The sequence below is a fragment of the Campylobacter sp. CFSAN093246 genome (genome assembly GCF_012889415.1).
In the GTDB taxonomy this organism is placed as follows: domain Bacteria; phylum Campylobacterota; class Campylobacteria; order Campylobacterales; family Campylobacteraceae; genus Campylobacter_D; species Campylobacter_D jejuni.
The window spans coordinates 52094-68933 of sequence record NZ_CP040613.1; the positions used below are offsets into that span (position 1 = coordinate 52094).

General features: G+C 29.9%; 14 protein-coding genes. 7 read left to right on the forward strand and 7 right to left on the reverse strand.

Translation table 11 applies throughout. The annotated features are described in order from the left end of the window. Window positions 1-41 precede the first annotated feature (41 nt). Complete coding sequence (locus FBE87_RS09140; RefSeq protein ID WP_237912820.1) at window positions 42-227, forward strand: hypothetical protein; 186 nt, start codon at window positions 42-44, stop codon at window positions 225-227. A gap of 254 nt (window positions 228-481) precedes the next feature. Next, the gene (locus FBE87_RS00190) at window positions 482-2161 is read left to right on the forward strand and encodes a pentapeptide repeat-containing protein (protein WP_336370499.1); all 1680 of its coding nucleotides are present in this window, start codon (window positions 482-484) and stop codon (window positions 2159-2161) included. Window positions 2162-2190: 29 nt separating this feature from the next. Here the strand turns inward: FBE87_RS00190 and FBE87_RS00195 are convergent, their stop codons facing one another. Together FBE87_RS00195 and FBE87_RS00200 are read right to left on the reverse strand one after the other, a co-directional pair. Continuing rightward, window positions 2191-2892: an SIMPL domain-containing protein gene (locus tag FBE87_RS00195; protein WP_070316003.1), complete on the reverse strand. Its 702-nt coding sequence runs from the start codon at window positions 2890-2892 to the stop codon at window positions 2191-2193. Beyond that, window positions 2889-4091 carry a multidrug effflux MFS transporter gene (locus FBE87_RS00200; protein WP_100626306.1) on the reverse strand — a complete coding sequence of 401 codons (1203 nt, stop codon included), beginning with the start codon at window positions 4089-4091 and terminating at the stop codon, window positions 2889-2891. Before FBE87_RS00200 ends, FBE87_RS00195 begins: the two co-directional genes overlap by 4 nt. A 102-nt stretch (window positions 4092-4193) precedes the next feature. On the opposite strand from FBE87_RS00200, the gene FBE87_RS00205 reads away from it, so the two are divergent. Then, on the forward strand, window positions 4194-5543 hold the full coding sequence (locus FBE87_RS00205; RefSeq protein WP_002864688.1) for a DUF2130 domain-containing protein: 1350 nt from the start codon (window positions 4194-4196) through the stop codon (window positions 5541-5543). Window positions 5544-5566: 23 nt separating this feature from the next. On the opposite strand, the gene FBE87_RS00210 is transcribed toward FBE87_RS00205, so the two are convergent. The 3 genes from FBE87_RS00210 to typA all read right to left on the reverse strand — a co-directional run bounded on the left by FBE87_RS00210 (window position 5567) and on the right by typA (window position 9243). Next, the gene (locus FBE87_RS00210; RefSeq protein ID WP_002859743.1) at window positions 5567-6610 is read right to left on the reverse strand and encodes a c-type cytochrome; all 1044 of its coding nucleotides are present in this window, start codon (window positions 6608-6610) and stop codon (window positions 5567-5569) included. Window positions 6611-6787: 177 nt separating this feature from the next. Beyond that, a complete protein-coding gene (locus FBE87_RS00215; protein WP_100616617.1) occupies window positions 6788-7435 on the reverse strand; it encodes a poly(A) polymerase in 648 nt (215 codons plus the stop codon). Further along, entirely contained in the window at window positions 7435-9243 is a 1809-nt protein-coding gene (gene typA, locus FBE87_RS00220; RefSeq protein WP_100626307.1) for a translational GTPase TypA, read from the reverse strand. The genes FBE87_RS00215 and typA overlap by 1 nt, the downstream gene beginning before the upstream one ends. A 134-nt stretch (window positions 9244-9377) precedes the next feature. Between typA and FBE87_RS00225 the strand changes: the two genes are divergently transcribed. From FBE87_RS00225 to FBE87_RS00240, 4 genes are read left to right on the forward strand one after another with little or no spacing between them, the layout of a single operon-like run. Then, window positions 9378-9701, forward strand: a complete 324-nt coding sequence (locus tag FBE87_RS00225; protein WP_002782892.1) for a hypothetical protein — start codon at window positions 9378-9380, stop codon at window positions 9699-9701. A gap of 15 nt (window positions 9702-9716) precedes the next feature. Next, window positions 9717-11510 (forward strand): flagellar hook-length control protein FliK, encoded by a 1794-nt coding sequence (locus FBE87_RS00230; RefSeq protein WP_075912916.1) that lies wholly within the window; start codon window positions 9717-9719, stop codon window positions 11508-11510. 53 nt (window positions 11511-11563) lie between these two features. Beyond that, window positions 11564-12448, forward strand: coding sequence for a flagellar basal body rod modification protein (locus FBE87_RS00235; protein WP_002805290.1), 885 nt, complete (start codon window positions 11564-11566; stop codon window positions 12446-12448). 3 nt (window positions 12449-12451) lie between these two features. Next, window positions 12452-14089 (forward strand): flagellar hook protein FlgE, encoded by a 1638-nt coding sequence (locus FBE87_RS00240; protein ID WP_002805291.1) that lies wholly within the window; start codon window positions 12452-12454, stop codon window positions 14087-14089. Between the two features lie 3 nt (window positions 14090-14092). Here the strand turns inward: FBE87_RS00240 and FBE87_RS00245 are convergent, their stop codons facing one another. Beyond that, entirely contained in the window at window positions 14093-15964 is a 1872-nt protein-coding gene (locus FBE87_RS00245; protein ID WP_168977203.1) for a FapA family protein, read from the reverse strand. Then, entirely contained in the window at window positions 15965-16684 is a 720-nt protein-coding gene (locus FBE87_RS00250; RefSeq protein ID WP_052773878.1) for a bacteriohemerythrin, read from the reverse strand. Window positions 16685-16840 lie beyond the last annotated feature (156 nt).

Sequence of the window (16840 nt, forward strand, 5' to 3'; positions counted from 1 at the left end):
TTCTATAGTGCTAAGTTAAAAAAGATAGAAAGGATTAAATGATGAAAGAAACACCTAAGATCTTAGAAAAATGTTGTGAAGAAACACATCAAAATCATAAGAGTGAAAGTGATGGCAAAGAAACTGCTGATATCAAAGAGGAATTGTCCAAAGTTTTATCTATAGATAAACGATATATATTTATTCTAGATGCTAAGGATACAGAACAAGAAGCAATAAAAAAATAATAACAAAAGATGAATTATTTTCTGGTAATGAAAAATGGTATTTAGTTTGTGGCAAAGAAGATAGTAAAATAGATATATTGTTATTATGTGATAAAATAAAGGATATTCCGTGTAATGTTATTTTTAATAATTGCAATATTTGCTTGCATATAAACAAGCCAGAAAACACAGAAAAAGATTATAAGGGAATAATCAAAAACCATTTGTATTTTTGCAATTGTACTTTTGACAAGTTATTTAAAAAGTCATTAAATTTGAAAAATATTATTTTTAAAAAAACATTAACCTTTAATCAGTGTGTATTTTATAGTGACTTAGAAATATATCAAAACCAATTTTTAGATCATTTGGTTTTTATAAATTGCTATGATAAACGAAACGATAAAAAAATCACATCCTTAGATTTGCAAGAAAACGAATTTGAAGGATATCTTTTTATAAAAAACTGTGCTATAGAAAAAATAAATTTGTGGAAAAATAAATTTAAAAATAGATGTTATTTTGTAGATTCTAATTTTGGATATAAGGATAAAGATAATACAACAAAATTAAATTTTTCAAATACTCATTTTAAAGATAATGTTTATTTTAATAATTCTGAATTTTATAGTTATGCTGATTTTCACGAGTGTGAATTTGATGATATAGCTTGTTTTTATGGAGTAAAGTTTCATAAGATTCCGAATTTCAGTGCTTGTTATTTTAAAGAGCAAAAAGCTGTAAATTTAATCAATGTCGATATAGATAAGCTAGATTTTAAATCAGTGGAGAAATATATAGAAGATAATTATCAAGATGAGACGTGTGAAAATAAACAAGAAATAACAGAAGAACAGCGTAATAATAATTGTAAATTAAAATGTGCCAAACATTTAAAAGATTCTTTCAGAGTCATAAAAGATGTTTTAATCACTCAAAATAATACTTTAGAAGCTCAAGAATGGCACAAGCTAGAGCTTTATGCGAAAGAGAAAGAAAATCATATAAATTTAAGCGTCAAAGACAGAGAAAAAAATGCTGATATATTTAAGAATATATTAATATGGTTTAATTGTGTTTTGTTAAATGTGTATAGAAATACTAGCGATCATCATAATGATTTTTTAAAAATTTTAAATTTTACTGTGGGGATGATTGTTTTATATGGGGTGTTTATTTTCTTTTGTCAAGCTTGTATAGAACCTTATAGTAAATTTTTTAACGAATTGAAATCGAGCGTTATCTTTATTATCATCGGTATATTAGTTTTTCTTTGCTGCATCATGTTTTATTTTAATAGAAAAAAAAGCATTTTTGCAAAATCAATATTTTTTATTATTGCTATGGTGTTTATAGTCTTATATCTCGTAACTTATTTTTATAAAACTAATGAATATAAGACAATTTTATATTTAGTAATGTGTTATATATTAAGCATATATATATGTTATTTCTTTTTTAACATTAAAAATATTATTTTTAATATAGTATTTAAATTTATGTTATATTTAGTATTTTTATTCTTTTTGATTAATAGCTCACAACTTATAAACCCTTTTACAGGTGTATTTTCATCAGGCAAACTTTATGAAAGTCAATTTGAAAAAAGTTTAAATGATTTAAATGCCAGTGCCATTATAAATCTTGCAAAAATTTCTTTTAAAGAATTTAACCTAAATCAAGAGTATAAAAACATTTCTTTTACAGAGTTAAATTCAGCTAAAGCATTGATAGTAGCAAACAAAGAAAATCTTTTAAAATTAAACGATGCGAATTTAAATAGAGCCAAGGAAGTTTTAGGAGAAAAATATACAGAACTTTTAAAGACTATAAATCAAGACAAGATTACAGAAAATACCATAAAATCCACTAGTGTTTTATATAGCATTATACTTTTGCTTTGTATATTCTCACTCCAAAAAACCGCGCGAAAAAATTCCATAGTGCCAAGCTAAGCTTTAAAGCTTAGCTTGAAATTTTATCATCAGTCTTTTAAGTAGTATTCTATAGTAGAAACCACTCTTATGGTTTTGATGTAAGGGGTGTTTTTATCTCTATTGTTGATGCTAAATTGTCCTTGAGAAGCCTTTTTTATCTTGCCTAGATGGCTGTTTGAGTCTTGTGCGAATTTTATTGCTGCGTTTCTAGCATTGAGCGTTGCTTCTTCTATCATTTGTGGTTTTATATCATTTAGCTTGGTGTAAAGGTATTCTATATCATAATCATCGATTTTTGTTACTATACCAAATTTTGCAAGACTTGAAATATTTTCTAGTATGCTTTTTCCAAGCTTTACATTTTGAGTATAGATGAGTAAATTCGCAGTGCCTATGTATCGGTATACAGCTTGAGTGTCGTTGCTATAAGGATCACTTAAACGATCTATGATATTTGGCGAGTTGTAGTTGATCTCATCTTCTTTTACGCCTTGTTCTTTTAAAAATTTGATGATATTTTCTTTATCTTGTTCTAGTTCTTCGTATAAATTTGTAAGATTGTTGTTTGATCTTGTGAATTTTATAGGAAGTATCAAAGTATCCGCTTCGACTTCTTTTTGACTTAAACCCTTTACGCTTACACTTCTTTCAAGTGTTTTAAAATCGCTTAAAGCCTTGTTAAATCCAAAAGCTAGAATCAAACTTGCTAAAACTATGGCTAAAGCCATAAAGATATTATTTGTTTTCATTTTTTCTCCTTTATTTTGATTAGAAAATATATCATATTTGCAACCAATACGCAAGCACACATTACAAAAGCAAGGATTATCGGCGTATTTGCGTTAATAGCCCCAACCACAAAAGAAATAAGCCCTGCAAAACCAAATTGCACCGTTCCAAGCACCGCAGAAGCAGTTCCGCTATGTTCTTTAAACCTTGCCATAGCCAAAGTCGTGGTATTGGGTGCGATGAAACCAAGCATAGCGATACTTGTAAAAATACTAAGTTCAAAAAGCAAGAAATTTGGATGAAAAAAGGCATTTGCAAGTAAAATCACAGTCGATATAAACATTATCATCAAAGCTTTTGCCAAAATTTTTTCGCTTTCGTATTTTAAAACCAATCTTGCATTGATATTTGCACAGATGACAAAACCTAAAGCATTTGCCCCAAAAAGCAAAGCAAATTTTTGCTCACTTAAGCTAAAAAACTGCGTAAAAACAAAGCTTGATCCTGTGATATAAGCAAACATCGCCGCCAAAGCAAAAGAAGCACATAGTATATAAACTAAAAAGCGTTTATTGCTTAAAACAAATTTGTAGCTTTTCATCGCTTCATGATGGGAAAATTTTTTGTTTTTAAGATGAGGTGCGGACTCTTTTAAACCAAAAAGTATCATCAAAAAAAGTAAAATTCCTAAAGCAAACAAAGTCGCAAAAATACTATGCCATGAAAAATACTCTAGCAAAATTCCCCCAAAAGTTGGCGAAAGCATAGGAGCAAGAGAACTAAAAACCATCATCAAAGCAAAAATCCCTGCAGCTTCTTTGATCTCAAACAAGTCATTGACAATAGCCCTTGCGATAACCACACCTGCACAACCCCCAAGTGCTTCAAAAAATCTCAAAGCGATAAAAGCATAAATATCATCGATAATCACACAAAACAAACTCGAAACGATGAAGAAAAATATCCCCACCAAAGCTGGAATTTTACGCCCAAAAATATCACTTAAAGGCCCATATATAAGCTGTCCTAAAGCAAAAGCGATAAAAAAACTTGCGATACTAAGTTGGGTTAAAAAAGAATTAGTTTGAAAACTTTGCTCCACATGAGAAAGTGCAGGCAAATACATATCTGTAGAAAGTGGTGCTATGCTTGACATCAAAGCAAGGATAACGATGAGTTTAAATTTAGCAAAGCCGTGAATTTGGGTGTGTTTTTGCATTTGTAATCCTAATTATTCTAAAAGAATGATTTTAACAAGTCAATCTTAGAATAATCTTTGTTTTTCTATGTTAAATTTAGGGAAAAATTCTAAGGAAATTTTATGCAAAATTTAAACCAAAATGAACAAATCAAATGCCCAAGTTGTGGAAGTTTTATCGATATCAGCACTGCTTTATATGCTCAAATTTTAGATAAAGCTAAGCAAGAAATGCTAAAACAAAAAAAAGAATTTGATGATGAGGTAAATGCTAAAAGAGCTGAATATACCAAAGCTTTAAATGATTTAAAAACTCAAAAGATAGAACAAGAAAAACTCATAAGCGAGCAAGTAAGCCAAAAGCTTCTTTTAGAAAAGCAAAAATTTGAACAAGAACTTCTTATACAAAAGCAAAATTTCCAAAAAGAATTCAGCGAGAAATTTAACAAAGAGCATGAAAATGAAATGAAAATCATGCAAGAAGAACTCGAGAAAAAAAGCAAAGAACTTAGCGAGTTTTTAAGCATAAAGGCTGAAAATGAAAGGCTAAAAAGAGAGCAAAAAGAAAATGAAGAAAGATTGAAATTTCAAGCCAAAGAAGAGGCTTTTAAAGAATTTAAAGAACAAGAAAGCAAAAATTTGGAATTTGAAAGAGAAAAAATGCGTCTTGAATTTCAAAAAAGTACTCAAGAGCAAGATCTTAAATACAAAGAACTAGAAACGAATTTTAAAAGTGTAGCTCAAAAGCTAGAAGACGCACAACGCAGGATAGAACAAGGCTCACAGCAACTCCAAGGCGAAGCAGCCGAACTACTCATAGAAGAATACATACAAAGTGAGTATTTAAGCGATGAAGTAAAAGAAGTGCCAAAAGGCGTAAATGGAGCTGATTGTCTGCATATAGTAAAGGATAATTTTGGAAATATTTGTGGAAGTATTTTGTATGAGAGCAAACGCACTAAAGAATTTAATAAAGAATGGCTTGATAAGCTTAAGCTAGACAGCATAGCCGCAAAAAGTGATATAGCGGTTTTGATCACAAAAACTATGCCAAAAGATAAAGAAAAAACGCATTTTAAAGAAGGAATTTTGATTTGTACTTTTAATGAATTCAAAGGTGTTTTAGCAGTGCTTAGAGAAAGCATTATAAACGCTTATAAACTCAAAAATGCTTTACAAAACAAAGATGAAAAAAATCACATTTTATACGAATACTTAAATTCCAAGGAATTTAATACGCAAATCACTTTTATACTTAAAACTTATCAAAATATGAAAGAAGAATTAGAAGCTGAAAAAAGGGCTTTACAAAATATATGGAAAAAAAGAGAAAGAGCTATAGAAAATCTAAGTTTTAATTCCACTGCCATAGTGAGTTCTTTAAATGCGATATTTAGCGACTTACAAGGTGGAAATTTGATAGGCGAAGAAGGGATTAAAAGTCTTGAAAATTTAGCCAAAGATGAGGATTAATTTTGGGCTAAGCCCAAAATTAATCATTCTCCTGGGAAGTGATTTGGATTTTTCCAAGGTCCGTATTTTACTTTTATGTATTCTTTAGGGTCTAAATTTTGTTGTGGTGAAGCAAAATACTCAGGTTTTAATGATGGGGATTTGCTATAAGCTGTATCAAGTCCTGCACGATTTTCTGTAGTGGTTATAGGCATTCTTACAAAACCTGTATTGACATAAGCTGCTATATCCAGTGCATCTTCATCGCTTAATATAGGATTATCTGCACTCGCACCAAAAGGCATGGCTGATTTTAAAAATCTTGCTAAAAATGGTATCATAGCCATGTGTCCACCATCAGGATAGATAAGTAAAGATGGATATAAATGTCCGCTACCTTGTTCGTAATTATCATTTTTTACCCCAAGTCCTCTTTCGCCATGGCAAGCAACGCAATTTTCTTCAAAGAGTTTTTTTCCACGCACAGGGTCAGCTGGGCGATTTGGAAAATTCATCTTAGCGAAAAAATCTCCTTCAAGCTTTACGCCGTCTTTGATGCCATAAGCTTCTTTTAGCCATTTAAAATAAGCTAAAATTGCTTTCATTTCTTTAGAATCATTAGGAAATCTATGAGAGTCAGTTCCACCCATTCCGCGAATTCTATCTTCAACAGAGATGATTTTCATCGTTTCTATATCAAGTTTTGGATAATTGTTTAGGACATTTAAAAATGGAATAACATATTTTTTTGTCCCTGGTAAACCATTGCCGTCATTGTCCATGTGACAGGAAATACAGTTTACTTCGTTGCTTGTCTTTTTTAGCTTGCTATAGGGTCCTAGAGTACTTTCTGTCTTGCTTAAAAGCTCTATGCCATAACGGATTAAATCCCCTTGCTTACCTTTTGGAACATCATTGATGCTTAAATTTTTATTTGGCCATTCTTGCACAGGTCTTTTGGAAAGTTCCTTAAAATACTCTACTCCTTCCTTGTCGCTTAATTCTTCTCCTACTTTGTAATCACTCACGCTTTTAGCACTAAGACTCAAACTAAGACATAAACCAAGCAATAAAATGTGTTTTTTCATGATTTTCCTCCTTTTTATTTGCAGTTCAAATTGATTTTAGTGTATTTTTTCTTAAATATTAAGCATAATAAGAATAATTTAAATAAAATTAAATTTTAAAGTGTTACTAAAAGTAATATATATTTAAAGTATATAATTAATATTTATTAAAATTTTATGATATTAACTTTATGTTAATTATTTAAATAGTTTGTTTTTTATAGAATTTAGATTTTCTTCTAAATCTTTGAAATTGCTTTCTAAATCTTTTTTTACATCTATAAAGAAAGGATTGCTTAAAGTAGCAATAAGATAATGATTTTCTTTAGAAAAAACATGATTTAAAGTGAAATTTTTATCTTGAAGTTTGATATAAATTTGTTCTTCGTTTTCAAAGCTAGGATTTTTGTTTGCATTTAAAATTTCGAGCAAAATTCCGCAAAAAAAGCGTTTATTTTCGTCCAAAAACTGAATATCATAAATTTTAAAATCCTTAAATTCAAAGCAGTTTTGACTTTTAAATTCTTTCAAATCCTTTGTAAGTCCTAATTTTAAAAAGTCTTTTTGGCTTAAACTTTGCTTTTTAAATTTTGCCTCAAAACGACGCAAAAATAAATTTAAAGCATTAATTTGCAATTCTTTTTGTGCGAGTTTTAGTTTTTTAGCTGTAAAACGAAAGAAAAAAACACCTACAAAAACAGCTAAAATTACTGCGATTAAGGCATCTCTTATAAAAACAAAGGCTAAAAAACCTACAAGTAAGGCTTCGATAATGCTTAGGAATTTTAAGATTCCTAAGCGTTTAAGTATATAAAGTCTATTATTTTCTAAGCTTTTTAAATCCATTAAGATTTTGCTTTTTCCATTCTTTTTCTTTGAGTTGGGTCAAGATAGCGTTTGCGAACACGCACATTTATAGGTGTAACTTCTACAAGTTCATCTTCTTCTATCCACTCTAAAGCTCTTTCAAGACTTAATTTTCTAGGTGGCACAAGTTTGATTGCATCATCGCTTCCACTTGCTCTTACATTGGTAAGATTCTTTCCTTTGATAGGATTAACATCTAAATCATTTGGACGAGAGTGCTCACCTATAATCATACCGGTATAAACTTTAGTTTGAGGCTCTATGAAAAGTACTCCACGCTCTTGAAGGTTAAACAAAGAATACCCTAAAGCCACGCCATTTTCCATAGAAATTAACGCTCCATTATTACGCTTTTCAACCGCACCGCTAAAAGGACGGAATTCTAAAAAGCTATGATTCATCACGCCTTCGCCTTTGGTATCGGTTAAAAACTGACTTCTAAAACCTATAAGTCCGCGTGCTGGAATTTCAAACTCAAGTCTTGTTTGTCCATCGCCCGTTGGTGCCATGGTTTTCATTTCAGCTTTTCTTTTGCCAAGTTTTTCTATTACCGCACCGCTAAATTCTTCAGGCACATCGATAACTAAATGTTCAAAAGGTTCTGTTTTAACTCCATCTTCAACTTTTACGATAACTTCAGGTCTTCCCATGCAAAACTCAAAACCTTCACGACGCATATTTTCAGCTAAAATAGTGATTTGAAGTTCGCCCCTACCGCTTACTTTAAATTTACCTTCGCCTGTGCTTTCGTATTTCATAGCAATATTAGTTTTCATTTCAGCTTCTAAACGTTCAGCGATTTTATTTGAAGTTACATGTTTTCCTTCAGTTCCTGCTAATGGTCCATCATTTACAGAAAATACTATACTTAAAGTCGGCTCTTCAATGTGCAAAGGATCAAGTGGCATAGGATTGTTTGGATCTACAACGCTATCACCCACATCTAAAGCTTCAAAACCTGCTATAGCTAAGATATCTCCACTTCCTGCTTCTTCGATGTCCATTTTTTCTAAGCCCATAAAGCCAATGAGTTTTGAAATTCTACCATTTACCTTGGTACCATCAGCTTTTGCAAGCATTACGCTTTGGTTTTTCTTCACAACCCCATTGAAAATTCTAGCAATGCCTATTTTACCTACGAAATTATCATACCCCAAAGTGAAAACTTGAAGCTGCAAAGGATTTTCATCACTACCACTTGGAGCTGGAACGCGTTCAAGTATGGTTTTAAAAAGTGGCTCCATATTATCACTTTCATCGTTTAGATCAAGCTTAGCATAACCATTTTTTGCTGCAGCATAAACTATAGCAAAGTCAAGTTGCTCATCGTTTGCATCTAGGGCTACAAAAAGATCAAAAATTTCATTGATCACTCTTTCAGGATCGGCAGCTGGTTTGTCTATTTTGTTGATTACAACTATAGGTTTAAGCCCTAAAGATAAAGCTTTTTTAACCACGAATTTAGTTTGTGGCATAACGCCTTCTTGAGCATCTACTAAAAGCAAAACTCCATCAATCATTTTTAAAACACGTTCTACTTCTCCGCCAAAATCAGCATGCCCTGGAGTATCTATGATGTTGATTTTTGTACCTTTGTAATTGATCGCTGTGTTTTTTGAAAGTATGGTAATACCGCGTTCTTTTTCTATATCGTTGCTATCCATAACGCGTTCCGAAATTTGTTCTCTTTCGCTAAAGGTGCCTGATTGTTTTAACAATTCATCTACCATAGTGGTTTTACCATGGTCAACGTGAGCTATAACTGCTATATTTCTAATGTTTTCCAAATTTTCTTCTCCAAAGCTAAATTTTTAAAAGCTTAAATTATACAAAAATTTAACTTAAACTACAAAGTATCAAAACTTGGAACACTTCTTGCTTTAAAAACTTATGAAATTAAAATTTTAAAAAGGAAGTTAAAATGTCAAAACCATTAAATGAAGAGATTTTTGTTGAATTTAAAAGTGATTTAGCTGAAAGAAAAAATGAAGTTTTGCTTCAAGTTTTAGAGCTTTTAGAAACTTTTAGATCAGATGAAAACGAAAAAATGGCAAGAATTTCAAGTGAGCTTACAGAAATTTTAGAAAATGAAGAAAATTTAGAGAAAATTTTAAATGCTAAAAATTTAGAAGAGCTTTTAAATATCTTAACTGCTTTAAATGAAGATAAGATGATTAAAGTATATGAAGATTCTTATTTGAAAGAAAAATTTCCTAATGTAATGGTAGATAAATTTTTAAAATAATTTTTTGAAGGAAAAGTGATGTCAAATTTAGCTCCGCAAAATGATGTTTTAAATCTTACGCCGAGTAAAACTTCTACTACTAGCAGTTCTTTTAGTAAAACTAGTAAAAATAAAGAACATGAAAGTAGTGATAGTAAAAATTCAACTCAAGATGATACGGAAAGTTTTTTAAATTCTTTGCTTAATTCTATCAATGAAACCAATGAATTTTTACCTGATCATATGAAGATCAGTCAAAAAGAAGTTGTTAATGAAGCGATGAGCAGACTTCAAAAAGGAGCTTTTGATGAGAGCGATAAGATAAGCATTTTCGAATCTGCTTCTTTTATGCAAATTCTTTCTTTGTTAGATAAGCTAAAAACAGATACAGCAGATGTTAAACTAGCAAATCTTTCTACTCAACTTTCAAGTCTTATTAAAACAGAGGCTAATTTTAATGCTTTAAAAGGTGCATCAAATCTTAGTGAGCTTTTGGACATAGCTAAAGATCTGGGCTTAAATGTAAAAAATATTAAAGTAGATCGTCTTCTTGATCTTAAAGCAACTTTTCCAAATTTAGATAAGGCTGATTTTTTTAAGGGTGCTGTGGATAATGTTTTTAAAGAAATCATCAATAATAAAATTTCCAATGTGAGTAAAAATTTAAATCACAATTTAGAAAATACAACTCATACTACAAGCACTCATTCTATGCAAAAAACAAATTCTAAAGATAGCGGTTCTTTGCTTTCTCAAACTTTAAAAAATTTAGATTCCATACTTTCATCCAAAGAAAGCAAACACGAAAAAAACGATAAAGTTAAATCAAAAATAGAAGAAGATACCACAGATGCTAAAAATACTTTAAAAAATATCAAAAATGATGAGTTTGCAAAAAATTTAACAGAAGAGTTAAATATAAAAGATAAAAAAAACCAAGATAATTTAAATAAAGAAAGCAAAGACTTAAACAAAGATTTTAATAAAGAGTTAAATAAAAATCAAGAAAAAAACAATTTAAATCAAGAAAATATACAAGATCAAAATAAAAATTTAAAGAACAATGATCAAAATTTAAATCTTGATAAAAATTTAAATAAAGAAATTGTTAAAGATACTCAGAAATTAGTTTCAAATTTAACACAAAAAGATTTTAATCTAAATAAAGAGCCTAAAAACAACAACAAAGAAAATAAAGATATAAAACAAAATTTCTTTGATCAAAAATTAAATTTTGAAAATTTAAATAAAACTCAAGTAGTTCAAAACAAAGAGAATAATGCAAATTTTAATAATAATACTACTAATAAAGAAACTTTTACTCAAGAGCAAACAAAAACGCACAGTGAAAATGTAGATAAAAATAGCTTAGATGAGTTAAATTCTTTAGTCAAAGATTTAAATAAAGTAACACAAAACAATGCTCGCAATATCACTCCTAAAGAAACTTTGCAGTATTTTTCACAAGATTTAAAAGAGGCTGTGGATCAATACAAAGCGCCTATTACTAAACTTAGTATCACTCTAAATCCTAATAATCTTGGAGAAGTGGAGGTAACTTTGATACAAAGAGGTAATAACCTTCATATCAATTTCAACTCCAATGCCAATGCAATGAATTTGTTTATCCAAAATCAAGCCGAGTTTAAAAATTCTCTTGTAAATATGGGATTTACTGGACTTGAAATGAATTTTAGTGATCAAGGTAAAAGAGAGCAAAATCAAAATCAAGGAAAAAATCGTAGTGGATATGGTTTTAAAGATGCTTTAGATGGAAAAAATGAAAGTGAAAAAGTCAATCTAGAGCTTGTTTTAGCGAAGTATTTTTAAATTGGAACACTTATTGCTTAAATAATAAAAAACTAAATAAAAAGGAGTTTATAATGATATCATCATCGGATTGGAATTTAAATACCACTGCTACAACTTCAGGTACTACTTCTTCAGGAAGTACTAGTGGAACAACTAGAACAGATTCAAGCAGTAGCTCAGGAATAGTGAGCAATCCAAATGCTACCTTAGATAAGGATGCGTTTTTAAAACTTCTTTTGATAGAGCTTCAACATCAAGATCCAACAGATCCTATGGATAGCGATAAAATGCTTACTCAAACTTCACAGCTTAGTGCACTTGAAATGCAGCAAAATACCAATACAACTATGCAAAAAATGGTTGAAACTATGCAAAAGCTTTCTGATTCTTTTAGTACAAGTATGAGTACTTCAGCTTTAGGGGCTATTGGTAAAATGGCAACTGTTTCAGATAATAAAATCAAACTTACAGGTGCAGATGAGCTTATCGCTCTTAAAATGTATTTGCCTGAAGATTCTGATGAAAACGGTGTTACGCTAGAAATTTATGATAGCAATAATAAACTTGTTTTCAGTGAAAAAAGCGATGCTAAATCTATTTCTCAAGGTTTATTTACTATGGAGTGGCCAGGAAGAAATAACGATGGGGTTTATGCAGGTGATGGTGAGTACACTGTTAAAATGGTTTATAATAATAAAAATGGTGAAAAAATCACTGCAAATTACGGAACTTATCCTATCGAAGGTGTTGTTTTTAAAGATGGTGTTGCCTATGCAAAAATGGCTGGACAAGAAGTTCCTTTTGATGCAATACAAGAAATAACAGATTATAAGCTTGGTTCATCTTCATCTACTGGAGGAAGCGGTTCAAGTGGAGACTCAAGTGGTGGTTCAAGCGATGGAGATTCTTCTGGGTCTGGATCTACAGAAGATGGCGACAAAGAGGAAAAGGCATAAGCCATGATGAATTCATTTTATAATGGGATTTCTGGAGTAAAAAGCAATAGCTTTGGTATTGATATCACTGCTAATAACATAGCAAATGTCAATACCACGGGCTTTAAATACTCTGATGCTCAATTTAAAGATATTTTTTATACTACCATAACAACCCAATCAACCAACCCTGCTCAAGGTGGTTATGGTAGCGGTGCAGCATCTTCTCAAGTTGTTTTCGAACAGGGTTCTCCTGTTGCAAGTGATGGCGAATTTGATGTGGCTTTGCAAGGAAAAGGATTTTTTGGGGTTTTAGGGGCTGATGGCAATGCTTACTATACTAGAAATGGATCATTTAGAAGAGATGCCAATGGATATTTGGTAGATTCTTATGGAAATTTTGTTTTAGGAACAATGAATCCTGCTTTTACTGGTATTAACTATAGCGATAGAGTTGCTGGGCTTATGGGGGATTATCTTAACACAGGAACTCCGGTAAATAATGGTTTTACTGTAAATTCAAATAATTCTTTCAGTATAGGCACAACCGCTTCTCAAGGGGCTATTAAAGTACCTGTGAATATGTATTTACCTCCTCAAGTAACTCAAAATGTAAAATGGAGTGGAAGTTTAAATACTAACACAACAACAGAAGTAGTTAAAGTAGATCTTGATCCTAGTAAATTTAACATTACAAAAACTGAAGATGGAAAATATGTAGTTAGTGGTAGTGTTAGCAAAGAAGATGTGTTTAGTGCTAAAGCGGGTGATAGGATTATTTTAAATTTCACTGATGATAATGGCGTAAAAACAAGCTTTGAAGCGACTTTAGATGAAAATCTAAATTTTAAAAGTAACGAGCTTGATTTAAAAGGATTGGATGAAAATAGCATCAAGCTTGATACAGCTCAAATTTCAACAGAGCAACAAAAAGCCAATAAAGATATTTTAGAATCCCCTATTTATAATGCAGATGGAAGTAAAAGCACTTTAAGGGTTACACTTGAAAGAGTTTTACCGCAAGAAGGCGATAATATACAATATAAAGCTATTGCACAAATTTATGATTCTAATGGCAATGCCGTAGGCAATCCGACTGAAGGAAATATGGTTTTTGATAAAAATGGTGCTTTGCTTCAAAACAATATTACAAGCATTGCAAATCCAAATGGTGGAACAATTAATATTGATTTAGGTTCTCCTTATGATGCTAACAAGCCTGGTTCGGGTTATAGTGGGATTTATATTAAACAAGGCGTCGAAAAAAATGTAGTTACACAACAAGATGGTGTAGCTGAAGGGTTTTTTGAACAATATAATATATCCGATGATGGAAGTATTGTTGCGCAATTTAGCAATGGTAAAAATGCCATAGTTGGAAAGCTTGCTTTATATAATTTTATCAATGAGCAAGGATTAGTTGCTATGGGAGATAATATTTTTGCAGCAACGGCAAATAGCGGTGATGCAAGTTTTATTATGAAAGATGGTCAAGTTGTTAATACAGCTAAATTTAAAGGCGGATTCTTAGAACAATCAAATGTTGATTTAAGCGCAGAGCTTTCAAACCTTATCGTAACTCAAAAAGCCTTTGATGCAAGCTCAAAAAGTATCACTACAAGTGATCAGATGATACAAAAAGCCATTAATATGAAAAGATAATTCTTAGGAATTATCTTTTTCTAATTTTTCAAAAATAATTTTAATTTCTTCTATGTCGCTTTCGCTATAATTATGGCTTGATTTAATATAACTTACTTGCTGTCCTTTTTCAAGATATAAAACCTTTTCATAGTCTTTTAAATTTATATGATGTTTTAGTTCAAGGTTGGTGTTTGTGTTAGGATAAAATTTTAAAAAATTATCCTCTCCGATATTTTCGGCTTTTATGTATATTTTTACATTGTAAACCATTTCATTTAAGAAATTTAATTTCGCATCAATTTGATATTTTAATTTTATAAATTTTTTATACGAAATGCTAAGATGATTGTATTTTTTTATGATATCGTGATAAAGATTTGAAAATTTCATTTCTATGGCGTTAGGATTTTTAGTCTTTTGAAGTTTGATGATTTTGATTTGATTTTTGATTAGATAATCATAGTAATTTTGCATTTTGCTTATGGTGTCATCAAGCTTACTTTTTATTTTAAGGCTTAGATTTTTAAGATTTCCGCATTCTGTATCTGAGTTGTTTTCAATAGAAACTAGTGGTGAAACTACGATATTGTTTTTAAATTTTATATTGTTTGTTATGATTAGATTTTTTCTTGGATATAAAGTATTATCCGTTAGTAAATTGCAAATATAAATATTTTCTGCTTCTATTTTTCCACCCATGCAGTTTTCAACAAATACATTTTTAGCTATAATTGTCCCATTTTCTAAATTTTTTATATATACAGTGTCAGCTTGCAAAGTTCCTTTGTGTGTTGTAATAAAAATATCTTGTGCAAAAATTTCGCTTTTTGCATGAGTTAAGCCTTTGATACTGATATTTTTTCCATAAAGTTTTGTTGCTCCAACATTCCCATTTACTTTTATATTTGAAGCTTGAACATTTACAATACCTGATTTAATAGCATCATCACTTATATCAAAATTAGTGATTTCTAAGTTTATATTTTCATCGATATTTGTTTTGATTGAACCGGTTGTTTTAAGCCCTATTTGTGATAATTTTAAATTGTTTATAACGCTATATCCTGAGTGGTCTTTATTTAAAAATCCATAATTGGCGCTAAAATATTTAATTCTATCTTCTAATTCTTCTGTGTAAATGCTTTCATCTTTTATGATAAAAGGATTATCAAGAAAGGCTATTGGATTTAAATGAAGGATTTCTCCTCTTAAATTTCGTCCTTCTTTTCCAAGAATTCTATAAATGTATTCAAAAAGTAGCTCATTTTTTTCAATAGGTTTACAGTAGTTTCCTTCATCATAGTTAATATTTTCGTCAAAACATTCTTCGTTAACATCTCTATGATAAATAATTTCATCACTTTTATGTTCAATCTTATCTACACCTTTGGCAATTTCAAGCTCTATTTCTTTAATAGATGGACTTTTTTGTATTGATAAGATAAAATCATCAATCTTGTCAAATAAATTTTTATCAAGTCTTAAGATTAAAAATTTTTGTTTGATCATTATTTTGTAGATATTTTGCAAAATATCAAATTTTAAATTAGGGTAATATTTAAAATTTTCTGTAAGGTTGATACTGGCTTTTAGATGGGTTAGGTTGGAGTTGGATCTAAGTTTGACTGTAAAAGGAAAACTTTGTTTTTTTGGATAAATTTCTATAAGAAATTTTTGCACTATGGTATTGTAGTTTTTTACAAAAAAATCATCTGCATAAAATAAGTCAAAATCCTTTCTTTCATAAGTTTTTGTTTTCGCTGGTTTTACACTAGAACACAGAAGTTTAAAATCTATAACTCTAAAATCAAGAATTTGTTCTGTGTTTGCTTGTTCGTGATTTAAACTTTCAAAAGGATTGAAAGTTTCTAAGGTTTTTACTTGAAAATTCATCTATCCCCCCCCCATATCATTTTTTTGAGTCGTGAAATGGTGATTTTGTAGTGCATCTTCAAAAATAGCATTGAATTTTTCGAAATTTTGATTCAAATCAAAATAATCCAAATGAACTAAAATTTGCCCACATTTTTCGCACTTTAAGGTATTTTCTTTGCTAACAAGCTCTTGATGTATAGTCTGTGGAACTGCATGGATACGCAAAGAACAATTGCAAATATAATCATAGGTTTTTTCAGCTCTTAGGTCTTGTTTGATTGATTTTAGTTTTATGTATTGTTCTAAGGTATAATGGATTTCTTGAAGGTGTAGGGCTTTTTTTGTAAAATTAGCTATCCATAAATCTTCATTAGCAAAATGATCTAAAATCCAATCTTTGGTTAATATGGAAAGTTCTTGAGACATTTTTACAATATTATCTGAATGCTCTAAAAGCTCTTTAGTTTTTTCTACTAATATTTGATGAGATTTTTTATGTTCTTCAATCAAAGGAAAATCAATGCTTTCCATAAATTTTTCTTCATCTTTAAAATGAATTTTGATGTATTGAAATAGCTTTACAAGAATTTGTTTTAAATCATTTTTGTGTTGTGTATTATTATCTTGAATGTTTAGAGCTAAATCATTTGCAAGATTAGTAATTTCAAAAATTAGTTCGTGTTGTTTGTCTAATTGCATATTTTTAATGCTAAAATCTCTACTCCATTTAACTTCCATATTTTTCCTTTTTGGATGTAATAATTATTTTTATATCGTATTTTTTGAAAATAAAATAATAATTTGACAAATGAATTTTTAAAATTCTTATAAAAACAATGGATTGATTGCAAATTTATATATTGAATCTTAACAACTCAAGGCTTTTTAAGTATA

Bases quoted from the DNA above. Each gene is read 5' to 3' on its own strand.
- FBE87_RS09140 (WP_237912820.1), top strand. From the start codon at position 42: ATGAAAGAAACACCTAAGATCTTAGAAAAATGTTGTGAAGAAACACAT.
- FBE87_RS00195 (WP_070316003.1), bottom strand. From the start codon at position 2,892: ATGAAAACAAATAATATCTTTATGGCTTTAGCCATAGTTTTAGCAAGT.
- FBE87_RS00200 (WP_100626306.1), bottom strand. From the start codon at position 4,091: ATGCAAAAACACACCCAAATTCACGGCTTTGCTAAATTTAAACTCATC.
- FBE87_RS00205 (WP_002864688.1), top strand. From the start codon at position 4,194: ATGCAAAATTTAAACCAAAATGAACAAATCAAATGCCCAAGTTGTGGA.
- FBE87_RS00210 (WP_002859743.1), bottom strand. From the start codon at position 6,610: ATGAAAAAACACATTTTATTGCTTGGTTTATGTCTTAGTTTGAGTCTT.
- FBE87_RS00215 (WP_100616617.1), bottom strand. From the start codon at position 7,435: ATGGATTTAAAAAGCTTAGAAAATAATAGACTTTATATACTTAAACGC.
- FBE87_RS00225 (WP_002782892.1), top strand. From the start codon at position 9,378: ATGTCAAAACCATTAAATGAAGAGATTTTTGTTGAATTTAAAAGTGAT.
- FBE87_RS00235 (WP_002805290.1), top strand. From the start codon at position 11,564: ATGATATCATCATCGGATTGGAATTTAAATACCACTGCTACAACTTCA.
- FBE87_RS00240 (WP_002805291.1), top strand. From the start codon at position 12,452: ATGATGAATTCATTTTATAATGGGATTTCTGGAGTAAAAAGCAATAGC.
- FBE87_RS00245 (WP_168977203.1), bottom strand. From the start codon at position 15,964: ATGAATTTTCAAGTAAAAACCTTAGAAACTTTCAATCCTTTTGAAAGT.
- FBE87_RS00250 (WP_052773878.1), bottom strand. From the start codon at position 16,684: ATGGAAGTTAAATGGAGTAGAGATTTTAGCATTAAAAATATGCAATTA.